Below are 18,254 nucleotides of genomic sequence, written 5' to 3'. Positions count from 1 at the left end.
GGGCGCTCAGGCCCGGCAGCTCTCCATCAGCCGGCGCATGAAGGCCTCGCCGGCCGCCAGCTGCTCCAGCGTGATGTACTCGTCCGGCTGGTGCGCCTGGTCGATCGAGCCCGGCCCGCAGACCACGGTCGGCAGGCCCGCCTGCTGGAAATGCCCGGCCTCGGTGGCATAGGCCACGGCGATCGTGCCGTTGCGCCCGGCCAGGCGCATCGCCAGGCGTTCCGCCTCCGAGCCCGGAGCGGGCGCCAGGCCGGGAACGTCCGAGTTCACCACCGTTTCGATCCGCGCGGACGGCGCGGTGCGGCGCATGCCGGCCAGAACCTGCGCCGAGAGGGCGGCGAAGCGCGCCTCGACCTCGGCCGGATCGGAATTCGGCAGCAGCCGGATCTCCCAGGCGATCTCGCAGTGGTCGGCCAGGATATTGCGGGCGATGCCGCCGTTGAACTTGCCGATATGCAGCGTGTCGTAGGGCGGGTCGAAGCGGCCGCTGGCGTCGCGGCGCGTCTCGCAGGCATCGGCCATCTCGACCAGCGCCGCCGCCAGCCGCGCCCCGGCATGCACGGCGCTGGCGCCGAGCTGCGGCTTGGAGGAATGCGCCGCGAAGCCGGTGATCGTGGTGGTGAAGGTACGGATGCCCTTATGGGCGTCGGCGATTTCCAGCGAGGTCGGCTCGCCGACGATGACGGCGCGCGGGCGCGGCAGGGTCACGCCCATGGCGGCGATGCCATCGACCACGCCGAGGCAGGAGACCTCCTCGTCATAGGAGAGGAAGAGATGGATCGGCGTCGTGAGCCCGGCGGCCAGGAAGTCCGGCACCAGCGCCAGGCCGAGCGCGACGAAGGCCTTCATGTCGACCGCGCCGCGGCCATGGGCCCGCCCCTCGGCGACATGCAGCGTGAAGGGATCGCGCGACCAGGGCTGGCCCTCGACCGGCACCACGTCGGTATGGCCGGAGAGCACGATACCGCCCTTGTCCTGCGGGCCGATGGTCGCGAACAGCGCCGCCTTGTCGCCCTCGGCATTGGGGAAGCGCAGGCTCGGCACGCCCCAGCCGGCGAGATACGCCTCGACGAACGCGATCAGCGGCAGGTTCGACTTGTGGCTCACCGTGTCGAAGGCGACGAGCCGGGCCAGCATCTCGAGCGGGGTGTAGCGGCGCCCGGCCGGAAGCGCGGAAGCGTTCAATGGAGGACCTTCTTCACATAAGGGGAATCGAGCGGGAAGAGCGGCACGTCGACATCGACGATCTCGCCGGCCTCGTCGACCATGGCATAGGAGCCGCGCATGCTGCCGTCCGGCGTCATCAGCGGGCAGCCGGAGGTGTAGCTGAAGCTCTCGCCCGGGCGCAGCACCGGCTGCTGGCCGACCACGCCCTCGCCGCGCACCTCGTGGACCTGGCCGCTTCCGTCGGTGATCTGCCAGTGGCGGGTCATCAGCCGCAGCGTGCGGGCGGAGCGGTTCTCGATCTCGATGGAGTAGGCCCAGAAATAGCGGCCCTGCTCCGGCATCGACTCGCTTTCCATGAAGCGCGGCGCGGCGGTGACGCGCACGCCGTGCGTTTCGGCCTGGTACATGATGGCGGCTCCTGCCCGTCGCGGCGCCGTCAGGCGCGCACCGGGAATGAAGGCTCCTTGTTATGGCCCGCCGGGCCGCGGGGTCAATGCCGGCCGCGCCCGGCGCGGGCGGCATGTTTGCGTGGACAACTGCCCGCGCCTGCCCGCGCGAGGCTGGCCTAAGCCGCCCGGGCGCGGCAGGAAGGACGATCATTCTCGCGGCCGCCCGCCGGGACGGCGAGCTGCCGCGCCGACAGGCGGCCGAGCGAACGCATCATGGCGACATCCTCCGAGATGACGGCCCCCGACGAGGCCCGAGGCGCTCTCTCCGCCCTTCCTGCCGGGCCGGCCGGCGTGCTGCCCCGCCAGGACATCCGCCGGCTGGTCGCCTGCGGCATGGTCCGCGCCGAGGGCGGCAGCTTCGCCGAGAGCCAGTTCCAGCCCGCCAGTCTCGACCTGCGCCTCGGCCGCAAGGCGCATCGCGTGCGCGCCTCCTTCCTGCCGGGTGCAGGCAAGAGCGTCGCGCAGATGCTGACCGACCTGACGCAGGACGAGATCGCCCTCGACGAGGGTGCGATCCTCGAGAAGAACTGCGTCTACGTCGTCGAGCTGATGGAGACGCTGCACGGCCTGCCCGCGACGATCTCGGCCTTCGCCAATCCCAAGAGCTCGACCGGACGGCTCGACGTCTTCACCCGGCTGATCGCCGACCACAGCGCCGCCTTCGACAGCGTCGCCGGCGGCTATAGCGGCAAGCTCTATGCCGAGATCTCGCCGTCGAGCTTCTCGATCAAGGTGCGCACCGGCAGCCGGCTCAACCAGCTGCGCTTCCGCCGCAGCGCGGCCGGCGACGAGGCGGAGGCCGAGGGCGTGCGCCTGTCCGACCGCGAGCTGCGCGACGTCCATGCCGCGACGCCGCTGGTCGACGGCGCGGCCCAGATCCGCAACGGGCTGATGTTCAGCATCCATCTCGGCGCCGACGAGGGCGAGATCATCGGCTACCAGGCGCAGCGCTTCACCGATGTGGTCGATGTCGACCGTGTCGCGGGCTACGCCATCGACGATTTCTGGATTCCGGTGCGGGCACGGCGCCAGCGCCTGATCCTCGACCCGCACCAGTTCTACATCCTCGCCTCGCGCGAGCGGCTGCACATCCCGCCGGGCTTCGCCGCCGAGATGGCGCCGATCGACCCGAGCATGGGCGAGTTCAGGGTGCATTACGCCGGCTTCTTCGATCCCGGCTTCGGCGCGGGGCCGGACGGGCTGCCGGGCAGCCGCGGCGTGCTCGAGGTGCGCAGCCACGAGGTGCCCTTCCTGCTCGAGGACGGGCAGATCGTCGGCCGCCTCGCCTTCGAGCGCATGGCGGCGGAGCCGGACGCGCTCTATGGCGCGATCGGCACCTCCAGCTACCAGGGCCAGGCGCTCAAGCTCTCGAAGCACTTCCGCGGCTGACGGGCGTCTCTGCGGGCGCATCGGCCGGGCTCTCGGCCGGCGCGGCGACATCCTCCTCCCGCAGCGCCTCGATCGCGGCCGCCAGCGAGGCCTGGGCGCTCTCGACCTGCGCCACCATGATGTCGACGGCGTCGCCGGTCTCGACCAGCCCCTGCAGGCTCTGCGCCTGCACGCTCAGCATCCGCGCCTGGGCGGCGATCAGGCTGCGCCAGAGCGCGGCGCCCAGCAGCATCGGCACCGGCAGGGCGAAGGCCTGCGTCTCCTGCGGCGTGACGGTCTTCATGGCGCGTCTCCTCCTGTCTCGTGCTGTGTCTGCCTCAACGTAAGGCGCCCTTGCGGCAGGGATTTGATCCGGCGCAAGCAGCACGGGAGACCAATCGTCGCGGGCGACGGGCGGCGTTAACCAGTTCCTGACCGGTGACGCCCGAGACTGCGGGAAGCGATTCGTGCAGTTCGTGAGAAGCGTAATGGGCCAGGTCCTCCAGTTCCGTCCTCTGAAGCAGCCGCTGGTCGAGAGCCATGGCGACGTGCTCGACCTGCTCTCGGCGGTCGACTTCGCCTTGCGGGACCTGCGCGACATCGCGCCCCATATCCTGCACGACGGCGCCCGCGAGCAGGCCCGCCAGTGCGAGGAGATGCTGCGCGAGGCCTATGACGCCGCGCTGATGGCCGGCTGATCCGCCGCGCCGCTCCCCCGCGGGAGCGCACGAGAACAAAGGCGCAGCGTCCATGCAGCCCGCCAGCCAATCGGCCTGGGCCGTCGGCCTGATGACCGGCACCGTCCTCGACGGCAATATCGACATCGCGGCGATCCGCACCGACGGGCAGGGCGTCGCCGCCTTCGGCCCGTGGCGGCTCTCGCCCTACCGGCCGGAAGTACGCGAGCTGCTCGCCCGCGCCGTCGCGGCCGCCCGCGACTGGCGCTTCGAGGGGCCGGAGCCGGCGCTCTTCGCCGAGGCCGAGCAGGCGCTGACCCTGGCGCAGGCCGAGGCGGTCGCCGCCTTCCTCGCCACTGAGGGCATCGCGCGCGAAGAGGTCGCGGCGATCGGCTTCCACGGCCAGACCGTGCTGCACCGCGCGCCCGCGCCGGGACGGCGCGGCGACACCCGCCAGCTCGGCGACGGCGCCCTGATGGCGCGGCATCTCGGCATCGACGTGGTCTACGACTTCCGCAGCGACGACGTCCGCGCCGGCGGGCAGGGCGCGCCGCTGGCGGCGAGCTATCACGCCGCGCTGCTCGCCGGGCTCGGCGGCGGCCCGGAGACGGCCGTGCTCAATCTCGGCGGCGTCGGCAATCTCAGCGCCTTCGACGCGCAGGGCCGCATCCTCGCCTTCGACACCGGCCCGGGCAACGCCCCGCTCAACGACTGGATCGGCCGGCACGGCCGCGGCGAGATGGATCGCGACGGCGCCTTCGCTCTGGCCGGCCGGGTCGACGAGGCGCGGCTGGCCCGCCTGCTCGACCATCCCTATCTCGCCGCCCCCTATCCGAAATCGCTCGACCGGCACGATTTCACCGCCGCCATGGCCGATGGGCTCTGCTTCGAGGACGGCGCTGCGACGCTGACCGCCTTCACTGCCGGCACGGTCGGGCGCGGGCTCGACCTGCTTCCGGTGCGTCCGCGCCGGCTGATCGTCTGCGGCGGCGGCCGGCGCAACCCGGCGATCATGGCGGCGCTCGCCGCCCGCAGCGGTGCCGAGGCGGTGCCGGCGGAGGCGGTGGGCTGGCGCGGCGACGCGATCGAGGCGGAGTGCTTCGCCTTCCTCGCCATGCGCCGGCTGGCCGGGCTGCCGATCAGCTTCCCCCTGACCACCGGCGTCCCGGCGCCGATGAGCGGCGGGCGTATCGCCCGCGCGCGGTAACGGCCCGCACCCGTTGACCGCCCGCCCCGTTGACGGCCGGCGCCCGGCCGGGCTTTGAAGGGGCATGAGCAAGTTCGCCTTCGAGCCCCTGTCGATCCCGGACGTCGTGCTGGTGCGCCCGCGCCGCTTCGGCGACGCGCGCGGCTACTTCATGGAGACCTGGAGCGAGGAGGCCTTCGCCGCCGCCGGCATCGCCGCCCGCTTCGTGCAGGACAACCAGTCGCTCTCGGCCGCGCCCGGCGTGGTGCGCGGCCTGCATTTCCAGCGCCCGCCGGCGGCGCAGGCCAAGCTGGTGCGCGTGCTGCGCGGCGCGGTCTACGATGTCGCGGTGGACCTGCGCGCCGGCTCGCCGAGCTATGGGCGCTGGTGCGCGGCGCGTCTCAGCGCCGACGGCGCCGAGCAGCTCTTCGTGCCGCGCGGCTTCGCCCACGGCTTCTGCACGCTCGAACCCGATACCGAGGTCGCCTACAAGGTCGACGGCCCCTATGCGCCCGATTGCGAGGGCGGCCTCGCCTGGGACGATCCGGCGCTGGCGATCGACTGGCCGGTGGCCCGCGACGCCGCACAGCTCTCGGAGAAGGACCGCGCCCTGCCGGGCCTCGCCGGCTTCCAGACGCCTTTCCGCGCCGGAGATCCCGCATGAGCCGGCGCTATCTGGTCACCGGCGGCGCCGGCTTCATCGGCTCGGCCGTGGTGCGCCATCTGATCGCGCAGACGCCGCACCGCGTGCTGGTGGTCGACAAGCTGACCTATGCCGGCAATCTGGACAATCTCGCGCCGGTCGACGGCGATCCGCGCTTTTCCTTCCTCCAGGCCGATATCGGAGACGCCGAGGCGATGCGCCGGGCCTTCGCCGCCTTCCGCCCCGACGTGGTGATGAACCTCGCCGCCGAGAGCCATGTCGACCGCTCGATCGACGGGCCGGCCGCCTTCATCGAGACCAATATCGGCGGCACCTTCGTGCTGCTGCAGGAGAGCCTGCGCCACTGGCGGGCGCTGCCGGAGGCGGAGCGGGCGGGCTTCCGCTTCCACCATGTCTCGACCGACGAGGTCTTCGGCTCGCTGGGGGCGCAGGGGCTCTTCACCGAGAGCTCGCCCTATCAGCCGACCTCGCCCTATTCGGCCTCGAAGGCGGCCTCTGACCATCTGGTCCGCGCATGGCACCACACCTACGGGCTGCCGGTGCTGCTCTCCAACTGCTCCAACAATTACGGGCCCTATCACTTCCCCGAGAAGCTGATCCCGCTGATGATCCTCAACGCGCTCGAGGGCGCGCCGCTGCCGGTCTATGGCGACGGGGCCAATGTGCGCGACTGGCTGCATGTCGAGGACCATGCCCGCGCGCTCGCGCTGATCGCCGAGCGCGGCCGCCCCGGCGAGAGCTACAATGTCGGCGGCCGGGCCGAGCGCAGCAATCTCGAGGTCGTCACCGCGATCTGCGCCCTGATGGACGAGCTCGCCCCCGACCCGGCGATCGGCCCGCGCACCGACCTGATCCGCTTCGTCGCCGACCGGCCGGGCCATGACCGGCGCTATGCGATCGACGCCTCGCATATCGAGCGGGAGCTCGGCTGGCGGCCGCAGGAGAGCTTCGAGAGCGGGCTGCGCCAGACGGTCGCCTGGTATCTCGCGCATCGCGACTGGTGGCAGCGCATCCGCAGCGGCGTCTATCGCGGCGAGCGGCTCGGGGCGGGCTGAGATGGCCGGCCGCCGCGCCCGCCCTCGCCGCGCCTGCGACCTCGCGCCGCTCTCACCGGCTTGTCACTGGCAAAGCGGGGCCGAAGGGCGCATGACACGGCCATGATCGCGCCCGCCGCCTCCCTCCGTCGCCTGCGCACCGCCCTGCGGGGCGTCGCGCTCGGCCTGTCGCTGCTGGTGCCCGGCCTCGCCGCCGCGGCGGAATCCGCCCCGGCCATGACGCCGCGCGTCACCGCCACCCTGATCGCCGACCGCGACGCGGTGGTGCCGGGCGAGCGCTTCCGCATGGCGCTGGTGCAGCGCCTCGCCCCGGGCTGGCACAGCTACTGGCGCAATCCCGGCGATTCCGGCGAGCCGACGCGGATCGACTGGGAGTTGCCGCCGGGCGTGACCGCCGGCCCGCTGCAATGGCCGGCGCCGGAGGCGATCCCCTTCCCGCCGCTGGTGAATTTCGGCTTCAAAGGCGAGGTCGTCCTGCCGGTCGAGATCAGCGTGCCCGCGAGCCTGCGCCCCGGCGAGACGCTGCGGATCCGGGCCAAGGCGAGCTGGCTGGTCTGCGAGACGATCTGCATTCCCGAGGAGGGCAGCTTCGCCCTGTCGCTGCCGGTCGAGAGCGCATCGGTGGTCGACGAGGCCGCCGCGACGCGCATCGCCGCCGCCGAGGCCGCCCTGCCGCGGCCGGCCGGCTTCACGGCCGCGCTCGCCGCGACCGGCGAGGACGGGCTGTCGCTCACCCTGCCCGGCCTGCCCGAAGGCGCGCGCGAGGTTTTCTTCTTCCCGCATACCGACACGCTGATCGACCATTCGGCGCCGCAGCTGCTGAACGGCGGCACGCTCGCCCTGAAGCGCTCGGACGCTTTCAAGCTCGACGGCGCGGAGCAGGAAGGCGTGCTGACCTTCACCCAGGACGGAACGCGCCGCGCGCTGCTGCTCGCCGCGACCGCGGAGCCGGCCCTGCTTGCCGCAGGCCCGCAGGCCAGGGCCCCGGCGGTCGCCACCCTGCCGCCCCCGCCGCCGGCCGAGACGCTGACGCTGTGGATCGCGCTGGGCTTCGCCTTCGCCGGCGGGCTGATCCTCAACCTGATGCCCTGTGTGCTGCCGGTGCTGTTCATCAAGGCGCTCGGCTTCGCCCAGATGGCGCAGGCGAGCCGCGCGACGCTGCGCCTGCACGGGCTGCTCTTCCTCGCCGGCGTGGTCGCGACCTTCCTGACGCTGGCCGGGCTCGTGGTGGCGCTCGGCGCCGGCTGGGGCTTCCAGCTGCAATCGCCGCCGCTGGTGATCGGGCTTGCGGTGCTGATGGTGCTGATCGGGCTGAACCTGCTCGGCGCCTTCGAGGTCGGCGGACGCATCCAGGGGCTGGGCGGCTCCGTCGCCACCGGCAACGGCCCGGCCGGCGCGTTGCTCACCGGGGCACTCGCGGTGGTGGTGGCGACGCCCTGCACCGCCCCCTTCATGGGCGCCGCGATGGGCTATGCCGTGACGCAGCCGCCCGCGCTCGCGCTCGCGGTCTTTCTGGCGCTGGCGCTCGGCTTCGCCGCTCCGGTGGTGGCGCTCTCCTTCGCGCCGGGGCTGCTGCGCCTGCTGCCGCGGCCCGGCCCGTGGATGCTGGTGCTGAAGCAGGCCTTCGCCTTCCCGATGTTCGCGACCGCGATCTGGCTGATCTGGGTCGCGACGGTGCAGGCCGGGGCCGGCGGCGCGCTGGCGGCGCTGGTCGCGATCCTGGTCGCCGGCTTCGCGGTCTGGCTGCTCGGCGTCACCCGCGCGCGCGGGCGCGGCCTGCGGCTCTCGGCGCTCGGGCTCGGCCTCGTGCTCGCCTTCGGCGTCGGCGCCTTCGTGCTCGATACGGCCGTGCCGGCCCCGGCCGCTGGCGCGCGCGGCGGCAGCGAGGCCTGGACGCCGCAGCGCGTCGCCGAATTGCAGGCGCAGGGCAAGCCGGTCTTCGTCAACTTCACCGCGGCCTGGTGCATCACCTGCCTCGCCAACGAGCGCGTGGCGCTGTCGCGGCAGGAGGTGAAGGACGCGTTCGCCCGGCTCGGCGTGGTTTATCTCAAGGCCGACTGGACCAATCGCGACGCGACCATCGCCGCGGCCCTGGGCGAGCACGGTCGCGCCGGCGTGCCGCTCTACCTCGCCTATCCGGGCCGGGCCGGCGCCCCGGCGGAGATCCTGCCGCAGCTGCTCACCGCCGACACGGTGGTCGCCGCCGCCGAGCGCGCGGCCGAAGGCAGGACGGCGCAGGCCGGGCGCTGAATCACCGCACACGAAAGGGCAGGTCCCTTTCCGGCCTCAGCCGATGCGACGCTGATGCGATGGATCGCCGCGCCGCGCCCTCTCGGGCGTGCGGCGATCCGGAAGACGTGGCGGGGGGCTCAGGCAGTCCTGCGCCCAGCGGGCGCAGCTGGCCTCAATCGTCCATCTTGAGGGCGGCGATGAAGGCTTCCTGCGGAATCTCGACGCGACCGAACTGCCGCATCTTCTTCTTGCCTTCCTTCTGCTTCTCCAGAAGCTTGCGCTTGCGGGTGGCGTCGCCGCCATAGCACTTGGCGGTCACGTCCTTGCGCAGGGCCCGGATGGTCTCGCGGGCGATGATCTTGCCGCCGATCGCCGCCTGGACCGGGATCTGGAACATGTGCGGCGGGATCAGCTCCTTGAGCTTCTCGCACATGGCGCGGCCGCGCGATTCGGCGCGGGTCCGGTGCACCAGCATGGAGAGCGCGTCGACCGGCTCGGCATTGACCAGGATCGACATGCGCACCAGGTCGCCTTCGCGATAATCGGTGATCTGGTAGTCGAAGGAGGCGTAGCCCTTCGAGATCGACTTCAGCCGGTCGTAGAAGTCGAACACCACCTCGTTGAGCGGCAGGTCGTAGACCACCTTGGCGCGCGCGCCGACATAGCCGAGATCGATCTGCAGGCCGCGGCGGTCCTGGCAGAGCTTCAGCACCGAGCCGAGATATTCGTCGGGCGTGAAGATGGTGGCGCGGATCCAGGGCTCCTCGATCGCCTCGATCTTCATCACGTCCGGCATGTCGGCCGGGTTGTGCAGCTCCAGCACCGAGCCGTCGCGCAGCTTGAGATGGTAGACGACCGAGGGGGCGGTCGAGATCAGGTCGAGGTTGAACTCGCGCTCCAGCCGCTCCTGGATGATCTCCAGATGCAGCAGGCCGAGGAAGCCGCAGCGGAAGCCGAAGCCGAGCGCGGCGCTCGTCTCCATCTCGTAGGAGAAGCTGGCATCGTTGAGGCGCAGCTTCGACATCGCGCCGCGCAGCAATTCGAAATCGGCGGCGTCGACCGGGAAGATGCCGCAGAACACCACCGGCTGCACCGGCTTGAAGCCCGGCAGCGGCTCGGCGACGGGGCGCTTGTCGTCGGTGATGGTATCGCCGACGGCGGTGTCCGCCACCTCCTTGATCGAGGCGGTGAAGAAGCCGACCTCGCCGGGACCGAGCTCCTTGACCTCGGTCATCTTCGGCTTGAACACGCCGACGCGGTCGATGCCGTAGCTGGCGTTCGCCCGCATCATGCGGATGGTCATGCCCTTCTTCATCACGCCGTCGATGATGCGCACCAGCACGACGACGCCGAGATAGGCGTCGTACCAGCTGTCGACCAGCATCGCCTTCAGCGGCGCGTCGGGATCGCCCTTCGGCGCGGGCAGCTTGGCGACGATCGCCTCGAGCACGCCCTCGATGTTGAGGCCGGTCTTGGCCGAGATCGCCACCGCTTCCGAGGCGTCGAGGCCGATCACGTCCTCGATCTGCTCCTTGATCCGCTCCGGATCCGCGGCCGGCAGGTCGACCTTGTTGAGGACGGTGACGATCTCGTGGTTGGCGTCGAGCGCCTGGTAGACGTTGGCGAGCGTCTGCGCCTCGACGCCCTGCGAGGCGTCGACCACCAGCAGCGAGCCCTCGCAGGCCGCCAGCGACCGCGAGACCTCATAGGCGAAGTCGACATGGCCGGGCGTGTCCATCAGGTTGAGGACGTAGCTCTTGCCGTCCTTGGCGAGATAGTCCAGCCGGACCGTCTGCGCCTTGATGGTGATGCCGCGCTCCTTCTCGATGTCCATCGAGTCGAGGATCTGGTCGCTCATGTCGCGGGCCGCGACGGTGCCGGTCAGCTGGATCAGCCGGTCGGCGAGCGTCGACTTGCCGTGGTCGATATGGGCCACGATCGAGAAGTTGCGGATGTTGTCGAAGCTGCGGGTGCTCATGGGCGGGCCATAGCAGTGCCCGCGTGTGCCGCCAAGGGCTTGCGCGCGACGGCGCGCGGCGCAGGCGGGCGCAAGCGGCGGAAATCCGGCGCTGCGGCGGCTTTGTCCCGCTTGACTCCATCATGGCAGAAAATAATCTCTTATAGTGGATAATCCGACGATGGAAGGCGCAGCGCATGGACGGGATCGCCATCACCAGGCTGGACGCCGCGGACGCGCAGGCCGCCAGGCCGGCGCTGACGCGGCTCCTCGCCGACGCGGTCGCCGGCGGGGCCTCGGTCGGATTCATGAGCTGGAGCGAGCCCGCCGATCTGGCGCGATTCTGGGACGCGGTCGCCGCCGAGGTCGCGGCCGGGCGCACCCTGCTGTTCGCGGCGCATGATGCCGGCGGCGTGATGGTCGGCACGGCGCAATTGCAGCTGATCGCCCGCGCCAACCAGCGCCATCGCGCCGAGGTCGCCAAGGTGCTGGTGCACTCCGCGGCGCGCGGGCAGGGCATCGGCGCGGCGCTGATGCGGACGGTGGAGGCGGCGGCCGCGCCGCTGGGGCGCGACCTGCTGGTGCTCGACACCGACGAGGCTTCGCCGGCCCGCGCCTTCTACAACCGGCTGGGCTGGCACGAGGCCGGCACGATCCCGCGCTACGCCCTGATGCCGGACGGGCGGGACTGCGGCTCGACCTTCTTCTACAAGGACCTGCGCGCGGCGGGCTGAGCCGGCCGCGCGCCCGCCTAGCCTTACTCGGCCTTGCCGCGGATATAGGGCTCGACCGTGCCCTTGAGCTTGACCGTCATCGGGTTGCCGTGGCGGTCCTTGGCGTTGCCGGCGGTCAGGCGGACCCAGCCCTCGCTGACGCAGTATTCCTCGACATTGGTCTTGTCGACGCCCTTGAAGCGCACGCCGATGTCCCTGGCGAGGACCTCCTCGTCGTAGAAGGGGCTGTTCGGGTTGACCGAGAGCCGGTCGGGCAGGGTGTCGCTCATGGATGTCGCTCGGATCTGGCGGAGGGAAACGTGCCGGGCGGCACATGCCCGGCTCAATACCGCCAGACGGCCGCAGCGCCAAATCCGGCGGGCCGACCCGCGCTAGCGCGCCGCCTCCCTTGCCCGCGCCAGATGCGGGCGGATGATGGTCAGCATGCGCTCCGCCGCGGTACCGGGCGGGAAGAAGCCGAGATAGCGGCCCTGCGGATCGATCAGGTAGACATAGGCCGAATGGTCGACCGTGTAGTCGCCGCCGCCGGTCTCGACCCTGCGGTAATAGACCTTGTAGGCGTCGGCGACGGCGCGGATGCGCTCGGCCGGGCCGCTCAGCCCGACGAGCCGCGGATGGAACAGCGGCAGGTACTCCGCCAGATGCGCCGGCGTGTCGCGCTCCGGGTCGAGGGTGACAAAGAGCGGCTGGATCACCTCGCCCTCGGGCCCGAGGGCGTCGAGCGCCCGGCCGATCTGGAACAGGTCGGTCGGGCAGATGTCGGGGCAGTAGCTGAAGCCGAAATAGACCAGCAGGAAGCGGCCGGCATAGTCGGCCTCGGTGCGCGGCGTGCCGGTCTGGTCGGTCAGCGCGAACGGGCCGCCGACCGGCTCGCGATCCCACATCAGCACGTCCATCAACTCGGCCGCCGAGCGCCGCGGCGCCTCGCCGCGCGAGGGCGGGGCGAGCACCACGGCAAACAGCAGCAGGAAGGCGGCCGCGAGCAGCAGCCGTGCCAGCCCGCCATGGCGGGCGGCGGGCAGCCCGTATCCGGTGCGCGGCGCGGCCATGCTCAGGCTCCGAAGACCAGGCGGCTGCCGGTGGTCGGCACGATGACGTTCTCGGGATATTGCGCCTGCGCCTCGAGGGCGAAGTTCAGGCCGGAGCAGTGCATCGGGATGACGACGTCGGGCTTCAGCCGGCCGATCTCGGCGACGACCTCCCGCAAATAGTCCTTCGGCGCCGGGCCGAGATGGAAGCCGCCGACGATGGCGTGGACCTTCTCGATCCCGGAGACCTCCTGCGCCTGCAGCACCGAATTGACGATGCCGACATGGCCGCAGGAGCTGATCACCACCAGCCCCTTGCCCTTCACGGCGAAGCAGGTGGCGTGCTCGTGGACATGCTCGTCGGGAACGATCTTTCCCTGCAGCTCGGCCGCGCTGTAATGGGTGGCGTCGCAGCCGAGCCCGTCCTTGATGCCGCGCTCGACGAAGGTGTTGGGCAGCATCCGCTCCAGCGAGCGGCGCTTGATCTGGCCGGTGGTGAAGGCGTGGCCGGCGACGACGGTCGGCGTCTCGCACAGCACCGTCTTGACCTTGTGGGCGGCGAGCTCACGCCGGTCGAGCTGGCCGAAATCGGTGAACTGGCCCTGTACCGGCGTCGGGCTGACGCGATGGCAGAAATTGTCCTCGCCGCCGGCATAGAGCCGCAGCTCCGGCGAGAGCCGCTCGCGATACTTGGCCAGGAAGCCGGTCAGCCCGCCGTAATGGTCGTGATGGCCGTGGCTCACGATCAGCGCGTCGATGCGCGCCGCGTCGACTTTGAGGATGTCGATATTGTTGAGCAGCGCGTCGGGGCTGTAGCCGAAATCGAGCAGGATGGCGCGCTCCTCCTCCGCCCGCTTCGTCTGCAGGAAGAGCGACAGCCCCCATTGGTTGTGCAGCACCTGCCGGTAGTCGGCGCCGCGGCCGGAGCCCGGCGGCAGATGGCGCACGCCCTGCACGGTCGCGGGCTTGAGGAACTGGTCATGGGCGGAATCGATCAGCACGCGCATGTCGAGCCGGTCGACGGTCGGCACCGTGATCGGCGCCGCGCTGGCGATCTCGACGCAGGCGAACCCTGTCGCCGCGCTGGCCGCCAGGGCGGCCGTCCCCGTCAGAAACCCGCGACGGGCGATGTCCTTCGCCATCTCGTCCACACTCCCCATGCCCGCGGCCTCAGGCGCCGCGAAAGCCATGGTAGCGGAGAGGGCGGTCGGGGTTTTTCTTTATATCGCAGGGCCTTGAGAAGGATCGGCCTGCGCGGCGCCGGCAGCGGGGACGAAGTCCGCTGCCGGCGGCGTCTCAGATGTCGACCGTCGCGTTGAGGGCGTTGGTCTGGATGAACTCGCGGCGCGGCTCGACCACGTCGCCCATCAGCTTGACGAAGAGATCGTCCGCCTCCTGGTTCTGGTCGACGCGCACGCGCAGCAGCGAGCGCACGTCGCGGTCGAGCGTGGTCTCCCAGAGCTGCTCCGGGTTCATCTCACCCAGCCCCTTGTAGCGCTGCAGCGCCACGCCCTTCTTGCCGATGGCGTTGACCGCCTCGAACAGGTCGCTCGGGCCGTTGACGGCATGGTCGTCGCCCTTGCGGCTGAGCGTGCCCGGCCGGGCATAGGCCTCGTGCAGCGAGCCGGCGGCGGCCTGGAGTTTGCGCGCCTCGGCGCTGGCGAGCAGGCCGGCGTCGAGCGTCGCCACCTGCTTCACGCCGCGCACCATGCGCGAGAACAGGAAGCCGCCCTCGGCGGCGCGGCCTTCCCAGCCGCGCTCCAGCTCGTCGGAGATCGCGTCGAGGCGCGCGGCCACGCGCGCCGCGGCGGCGTTGGCCTCGGCCTCGGGCAGATCGTCGAGCGGCTTCAGCGCGCCGGCGATCGCCATCTGCTCGACCACGCGCCGGTCGTAGCGCGAATGCAGCTGCGCCAGCGTCAGGCGGACATTGCGCGCCTCCTCGATCAGCGTGCGCAGATCGGCCCCGGCGCGCTCGACGCCGTCGCTGGTGCGGAACACCGCGCCGTCGACCGCGCTCTCGACCAGATAGTCCTCGAGCGCGCGCTCGTCCTTGAGATAGGTCTGCGACTTGCCGCGCGTCGCCTTGTAGAGCGGCGGCTGGGCGATGAAGAGGTGGCCGGCCTCGATCAGCTCCGGCATCTGCCGGAAGAAGAAGGTCAGCAGCAGGGTGCGGATATGGGCGCCGTCGACGTCGGCGTCCGTCATGATGATGATCTTGTGGTAGCGCAGCTTGGCGAGGTTGAAGCCGCCCTGCTCGGCCTCGGCCCGGCCGATGCCGGCGCCCAGCGCCGTGATCAGCGTGCCGACCTGGTCGGAGGACAGCATCTTGTCGAAGCGCGCGCGCTCGACGTTGAGGATCTTGCCGCGCAGCGGCAGCACCGCCTGGTATTCGCGGGCGCGACCCTGCTTGGCCGAGCCGCCGGCCGAGTCACCCTCGACGATGAAGAGTTCGGACTTGGCCGGGTCGCGCTCCTGGCAGTCGGCCAGCTTGCCGGGCAGGGAGGCGATGTCGAGCGCGCCCTTGCGGCGGGTCAGGTCGCGCGCCTTGCGGGCGGCCTCGCGGGCGGCGGCGGCTTCCGCCACCTTGCCGACGATGGTCTTGGCCTCGCCGGGATGCTCCTCCAGCCAGATCGACAGCGCCTGGTTGACGATGTTCTCGACCACCGGGCGCACCTCGGAGGAGACCAGCTTGTCCTTGGTCTGCGAGGAGAACTTCGGATCGGGCACCTTGACCGAGACGATCGCGGTCAGCCCCTCGCGGCAATCGTCGCCGGTGAGCGAGACCTTCTCCTTCTTGGCGATGCCGGAGCTCTCGGCATAGCCGGTGATCTGCCGGGTCAGCGCCGCGCGGAAGCCGGCGAGATGGGTGCCGCCGTCGCGCTGCGGGATGTTGTTGGTAAAGCACAGCACGTTCTCGTGGTAGCTGTCGTTCCACCACAGCGCGACGTCGACGGTGATGCCGTCCTTCTCCGCGGTCAGCGTGATCGGCTGCTGCACCACCGGGGTCTTGGCGCGGTCAATATAGCGCACGAAGGCCTCGACGCCGCCCTCGTACATCAGTTCCTCGCGCACCACCTCTGCATGGCGGGCGTCGGTCAGGACGATGCGCACGCCCGAATTGAGGAAGGCGAGCTCGCGCAGGCGCCGCTCCAGCGTCTTGAAGTCGAACTCCACCATGGTGAAGGTCTCGGTCGACGGCAGGAAGGTCACCTCCGTGCCGCGCCTGTCGCCGGCCGGGCCGACCACGGCCAGCGGCGCTACGGCCTCGCCATGGCGGAACTCGATGAAGTGCTCCTTGCCGGCGCGCCAGATGCGCAGCTTCAGCGAGACCGAGAGCGCGTTCACCACCGAGACGCCGACGCCGTGCAGGCCGCCCGAGACCTTGTAGGAGTTCTGGTCGAACTTACCGCCGGCATGGAGCTGGGTCATGATGACCTCGGCCGCCGAGATGCCTTCCTCGCTGTGGATATCGGTCGGGATGCCGCGGCCGTTGTCGGACACCGTCACCGAGCCGTCGGCGTTCAGCGTCACCGTGACGATGTCGGCATGGCCGGCCAGCGCCTCGTCGATCGCGTTGTCGACGACCTCGTAGACCATGTGGTGCAGGCCGGACCCGTCGTCGGTGTCGCCGATATACATGCCGGGACGCTTGCGCACCGCATCCAGGCCCTTGAGAACCTTGATGGAATCGGCGCCGTAGTCCTCGGCGGCGGTATTGCGGGCGGCTTCGCTCATGAACGGGTCCTTCGGCGGGCGAGCACGCGCCCGCGATGATCTTGATTCGCCTGCGGAATATAGGCCTTCGGTGTGGCTTTTTCACGTGCGCACGCACGCGTACGCGGGGAGGGGCGGCGCAGTTCCCGATCCTACCCCGCGAAGCTCGCGATCGCGTCGAGGAAGGCCTCGCCGTACTGGCTGAGCTTGCGCTCGCCGACGCCCTCGATCGCCCGCATCTCCTCCAGCGCCGCCGGCCGTTCGCGCGCCATGGCGATCAGCGTGCGGTCGGTGAAGATGATGTAGGCGGCGACGCCCTCCTCGCGGGCGATGGAGAGGCGCAGCTGGCGCAGATGCTCGAACAGGGCGGCGGTCTCGCCGTCGAGCCCGTCGGCACGGGCCGCCTCGCGCTGGCCGCGGCGGCCGCGCCGTTCCGCCAGCGGGTCGACCCGCAGCGCGATCGGCTCGCGGCCGAACAGGATGTCCTCGCCCTTCGGCGTCAAACGGAAGCCGCCATGCTCGCTGCTGGCCTCGGCGAGGGCGCCGGCGGCGAAGAGCTTGCGGGCGAGCGCCGTCCAGGCGCCCTTGGACTTGTCGGAGCCGACGCCGAAGGTCTTCAGCCCGTCATGGTTCTGGCGGCGGATCGCCTCGGTCGCCGAACCGGTGAGGATGTCGGCGAGATGGCCGGCGCCGTAGCGCTCGCCGGAGCGGATCACGGCCGAGAGCAGCTTGCGGGCGTCGAGCGTCGCGTCGACCAGCTCCGGCGCGGCCGGCCCGCAGAGATCGCAGCGGAACGGCGCCTGGCCGTGGCGGCAGGGCGGCACGTCCTCGCCGAAATAGGCCAGCAGGGCCGAGCGGCGGCACAGCGCCGATTCGCACAGGTCGATCATGGCGTTGAGGCGCCGGTGCTCGATGCGCCGGCGCTCGTCGTCGATCGCCTTCTCGTCGATCTGCCGCCGGCGCAGCGCCATGTCCTCGACGCCGTAGAGCGTCAGCGTGTCGGCCGGCAGCCCGTCGCGCCCGGCGCGGCCGATCTCCTGGTAGTAGCCCTCGATCGAGCCCGGCATGTCGGCATGCACGACGAAGCGGACATCGGGCTTGTTGATGCCCATGCCGAAGGCGATCGTGGCGCAGACCACCACCCCGTCCTCCTGCAGGAAGATGTCCTGGTTGCGGTTGCGCTCCTCCTGCTCCAGCCCGGCATGGTAGGCATAGGCCTTCCAGCCCTTCTCGCGTAGTGCCTCGGCGAGCCGCTCGGTCTTGCTGCGCGAGGAGCAGTAGACGATCCCTGAGCCGCCGCGGTGCATCTTCAGGAAGTCGTCGATCTGGCGGCGCGGCTGGTCCTTGGGCGCGAAGGCGAGCTTGAGGTTCGGCCGGTCGAAGGAATGCACCACCATCTGCGGCGGCTGCGGGAACAGCTGCTGGACGATGTCGTCGCGGGTCTGGCGGTCGGCGGTGGCGGTCAGCGCGGTGACGGGCACGTCGCCCAGCGCCTCGCGCACCCGCGATAGCAGCCGGTATTCCGGGCGGAAATCATGGCCCCATTGCGAGACGCAGTGCGCCTCGTCGATGGCGAGGCGGGAGACGCCGAGCCGGCGCAGCCGCGCCACCAGCCCCTCGCCGGCCAGGCGTTCGGGCGAGACGAAGAGCAGGCGCAGGTTGCCGGCGTTGAGCAGGTCCCAGGCGCGGGCGGCCTCCTCCTCGCTGTTCATCGAGTTGAGCGAGGCGGCCGGGATGCCGGCGCGCAGCAGCTGGCCGACCTGGTCGCGCATCAGCGCGATCAGCGGCGAGACCACCAGAGTCAGCCCGCCCGCGGCCAGCGCCGGCAGCTGGTAGCACATCGACTTGCCGGAGCCGGTCGGCATCACCGCGAACACGTCGCGGCCGGCGAGCGCGGCCTCGATCACCTCCCATTGCCCGGGGCGGAAATCGTCATAGCCGAAGGCGGACTTCAGCAGCGCGCGGGCTTGTGATTCGCTGGGCGTCGGCATGGCCCCGGATGTGCCGCATCCGGCCCGCGAAG

General features: G+C 71.0%; 16 protein-coding genes. 7 read left to right on the top strand and 9 right to left on the bottom strand.

Features of this window, described 5'->3' with window-relative positions; genetic code table 11:
• Nucleotides 1–6: 6 nt before the first annotated feature.
• Nucleotides 7–1,137 carry an acetylornithine deacetylase gene (gene argE, locus ABE438_RS17045; RefSeq protein WP_346503889.1) on the bottom strand — a complete coding sequence of 377 codons (1,131 nt, stop codon included), beginning with the start codon at nucleotides 1,135–1,137 and terminating at the stop codon, nucleotides 7–9.
• A 44-nt stretch (nucleotides 1,138–1,181) separates the two neighbouring features.
• Entirely contained in the window at nucleotides 1,182–1,574 is a 393-nt protein-coding gene (apaG, locus tag ABE438_RS17040; RefSeq protein WP_346503857.1) for a Co2+/Mg2+ efflux protein ApaG, read from the bottom strand.
• Nucleotides 1,575–1,829: 255 nt separating this feature from the next.
• On the opposite strand from apaG, the gene ABE438_RS17035 reads away from it, so the two are divergent.
• Nucleotides 1,830–3,005: a 2'-deoxycytidine 5'-triphosphate deaminase gene (locus ABE438_RS17035; protein ID WP_346503856.1), complete on the top strand. Its 1,176-nt coding sequence runs from the start codon at nucleotides 1,830–1,832 to the stop codon at nucleotides 3,003–3,005.
• Here the strand turns inward: ABE438_RS17035 and ABE438_RS17030 are convergent.
• Nucleotides 2,977–3,288, bottom strand: a complete 312-nt coding sequence (locus tag ABE438_RS17030; protein ID WP_346503855.1) for a hypothetical protein — start codon at nucleotides 3,286–3,288, stop codon at nucleotides 2,977–2,979. The genes ABE438_RS17035 and ABE438_RS17030 overlap by 29 nt on opposite strands.
• Before the next feature lie 184 nt (nucleotides 3,289–3,472).
• Here ABE438_RS17030 and ABE438_RS17025 point away from each other — a divergent pair, with 184 nt between their 5' ends.
• The 5 genes from ABE438_RS17025 to ABE438_RS17005 all read left to right on the top strand — a co-directional run bounded on the left by ABE438_RS17025 (nucleotide 3,473) and on the right by ABE438_RS17005 (nucleotide 8,816).
• Nucleotides 3,473–3,682, top strand: a complete 210-nt coding sequence (locus ABE438_RS17025) for a hypothetical protein (RefSeq protein WP_346503854.1) — start codon at nucleotides 3,473–3,475, stop codon at nucleotides 3,680–3,682.
• Between the two features lie 52 nt (nucleotides 3,683–3,734).
• Entirely contained in the window at nucleotides 3,735–4,868 is a 1,134-nt protein-coding gene (locus tag ABE438_RS17020) for an anhydro-N-acetylmuramic acid kinase (RefSeq protein ID WP_346503853.1), read from the top strand.
• 64 nt (nucleotides 4,869–4,932) lie between these two features.
• Nucleotides 4,933–5,511 carry a dTDP-4-dehydrorhamnose 3,5-epimerase gene (rfbC, locus tag ABE438_RS17015; RefSeq protein WP_346503852.1) on the top strand — a complete coding sequence of 193 codons (579 nt, stop codon included), beginning with the start codon at nucleotides 4,933–4,935 and terminating at the stop codon, nucleotides 5,509–5,511.
• A complete protein-coding gene (gene rfbB, locus ABE438_RS17010) occupies nucleotides 5,508–6,566 on the top strand; it encodes a dTDP-glucose 4,6-dehydratase (protein ID WP_346503851.1) in 1,059 nt (352 codons plus the stop codon). Before rfbC ends, rfbB begins: the two co-directional genes overlap by 4 nt.
• 102 nt (nucleotides 6,567–6,668) lie before the next feature.
• The gene (locus ABE438_RS17005; protein ID WP_346503850.1) at nucleotides 6,669–8,816 is read left to right on the top strand and encodes a protein-disulfide reductase DsbD family protein; all 2,148 of its coding nucleotides are present in this window, start codon (nucleotides 6,669–6,671) and stop codon (nucleotides 8,814–8,816) included.
• A 154-nt stretch (nucleotides 8,817–8,970) separates the two neighbouring features.
• Here ABE438_RS17005 and lepA read toward each other — a convergent pair whose 3' ends face one another.
• Complete coding sequence (gene lepA / locus ABE438_RS17000) at nucleotides 8,971–10,776, bottom strand: translation elongation factor 4 (protein ID WP_346503849.1); 1,806 nt, start codon at nucleotides 10,774–10,776, stop codon at nucleotides 8,971–8,973.
• Nucleotides 10,777–10,952: 176 nt separating this feature from the next.
• On the opposite strand from lepA, the gene ABE438_RS16995 reads away from it, so the two are divergent.
• Nucleotides 10,953–11,489, top strand: a complete 537-nt coding sequence (locus ABE438_RS16995; RefSeq protein WP_346503848.1) for a GNAT family N-acetyltransferase — start codon at nucleotides 10,953–10,955, stop codon at nucleotides 11,487–11,489.
• A gap of 23 nt (nucleotides 11,490–11,512) precedes the next feature.
• Here the strand turns inward: ABE438_RS16995 and ABE438_RS16990 are convergent, their stop codons facing one another.
• The 5 genes from ABE438_RS16990 to recQ all read right to left on the bottom strand — a co-directional run bounded on the left by ABE438_RS16990 (nucleotide 11,513) and on the right by recQ (nucleotide 18,222).
• Nucleotides 11,513–11,758: a DUF3297 family protein gene (locus tag ABE438_RS16990; protein WP_346503847.1), complete on the bottom strand. Its 246-nt coding sequence runs from the start codon at nucleotides 11,756–11,758 to the stop codon at nucleotides 11,513–11,515.
• A 102-nt stretch (nucleotides 11,759–11,860) separates the two neighbouring features.
• Nucleotides 11,861–12,538, bottom strand: a complete 678-nt coding sequence (locus ABE438_RS16985; protein WP_346503846.1) for an SCO family protein — start codon at nucleotides 12,536–12,538, stop codon at nucleotides 11,861–11,863.
• A 2-nt stretch (nucleotides 12,539–12,540) separates the two neighbouring features.
• Complete coding sequence (locus ABE438_RS16980; RefSeq protein WP_346503845.1) at nucleotides 12,541–13,659, bottom strand: MBL fold metallo-hydrolase; 1,119 nt, start codon at nucleotides 13,657–13,659, stop codon at nucleotides 12,541–12,543.
• Nucleotides 13,660–13,813: 154 nt separating this feature from the next.
• Nucleotides 13,814–16,252: a DNA topoisomerase (ATP-hydrolyzing) subunit B gene (gyrB, locus tag ABE438_RS16975; protein WP_346503844.1), complete on the bottom strand. Its 2,439-nt coding sequence runs from the start codon at nucleotides 16,250–16,252 to the stop codon at nucleotides 13,814–13,816.
• A 131-nt stretch (nucleotides 16,253–16,383) separates the two neighbouring features.
• Complete coding sequence (gene recQ, locus ABE438_RS16970; RefSeq protein WP_346503843.1) at nucleotides 16,384–18,222, bottom strand: DNA helicase RecQ; 1,839 nt, start codon at nucleotides 18,220–18,222, stop codon at nucleotides 16,384–16,386.
• Nucleotides 18,223–18,254 lie beyond the last annotated feature (32 nt).

It is taken from the genome of Allobosea sp. TWI1241, from assembly GCF_039673065.1.
Lineage (GTDB): Bacteria > Pseudomonadota > Alphaproteobacteria > Rhizobiales > Beijerinckiaceae > Allobosea.
Note: the sequence above shows the minus strand (reverse complement) of the source record. Positions and strands in the feature narration are given on the sequence as shown.

Bases quoted from the DNA above. Each gene is read 5' to 3' on its own strand.
- argE (WP_346503889.1), bottom strand. From the start codon at position 1,137: ATGCTGGCCCGGCTCGTCGCCTTCGACACGGTGAGCCACAAGTCGAAC.
- apaG (WP_346503857.1), bottom strand. From the start codon at position 1,574: ATGTACCAGGCCGAAACGCACGGCGTGCGCGTCACCGCCGCGCCGCGC.
- ABE438_RS17035 (WP_346503856.1), top strand. From the start codon at position 1,830: ATGGCGACATCCTCCGAGATGACGGCCCCCGACGAGGCCCGAGGCGCT.
- ABE438_RS17030 (WP_346503855.1), bottom strand. From the start codon at position 3,288: ATGAAGACCGTCACGCCGCAGGAGACGCAGGCCTTCGCCCTGCCGGTG.
- ABE438_RS17025 (WP_346503854.1), top strand. From the start codon at position 3,473: ATGGGCCAGGTCCTCCAGTTCCGTCCTCTGAAGCAGCCGCTGGTCGAG.
- ABE438_RS17020 (WP_346503853.1), top strand. From the start codon at position 3,735: ATGCAGCCCGCCAGCCAATCGGCCTGGGCCGTCGGCCTGATGACCGGC.
- rfbC (WP_346503852.1), top strand. From the start codon at position 4,933: ATGAGCAAGTTCGCCTTCGAGCCCCTGTCGATCCCGGACGTCGTGCTG.
- rfbB (WP_346503851.1), top strand. From the start codon at position 5,508: ATGAGCCGGCGCTATCTGGTCACCGGCGGCGCCGGCTTCATCGGCTCG.
- ABE438_RS17005 (WP_346503850.1), top strand. From the start codon at position 6,669: ATGATCGCGCCCGCCGCCTCCCTCCGTCGCCTGCGCACCGCCCTGCGG.
- lepA (WP_346503849.1), bottom strand. From the start codon at position 10,776: ATGAGCACCCGCAGCTTCGACAACATCCGCAACTTCTCGATCGTGGCC.
- ABE438_RS16995 (WP_346503848.1), top strand. From the start codon at position 10,953: ATGGACGGGATCGCCATCACCAGGCTGGACGCCGCGGACGCGCAGGCC.
- ABE438_RS16990 (WP_346503847.1), bottom strand. From the start codon at position 11,758: ATGAGCGACACCCTGCCCGACCGGCTCTCGGTCAACCCGAACAGCCCC.
- ABE438_RS16985 (WP_346503846.1), bottom strand. From the start codon at position 12,538: ATGGCCGCGCCGCGCACCGGATACGGGCTGCCCGCCGCCCGCCATGGC.
- ABE438_RS16980 (WP_346503845.1), bottom strand. From the start codon at position 13,659: ATGGCGAAGGACATCGCCCGTCGCGGGTTTCTGACGGGGACGGCCGCC.
- gyrB (WP_346503844.1), bottom strand. From the start codon at position 16,252: ATGAGCGAAGCCGCCCGCAATACCGCCGCCGAGGACTACGGCGCCGAT.
- recQ (WP_346503843.1), bottom strand. From the start codon at position 18,222: ATGCCGACGCCCAGCGAATCACAAGCCCGCGCGCTGCTGAAGTCCGCC.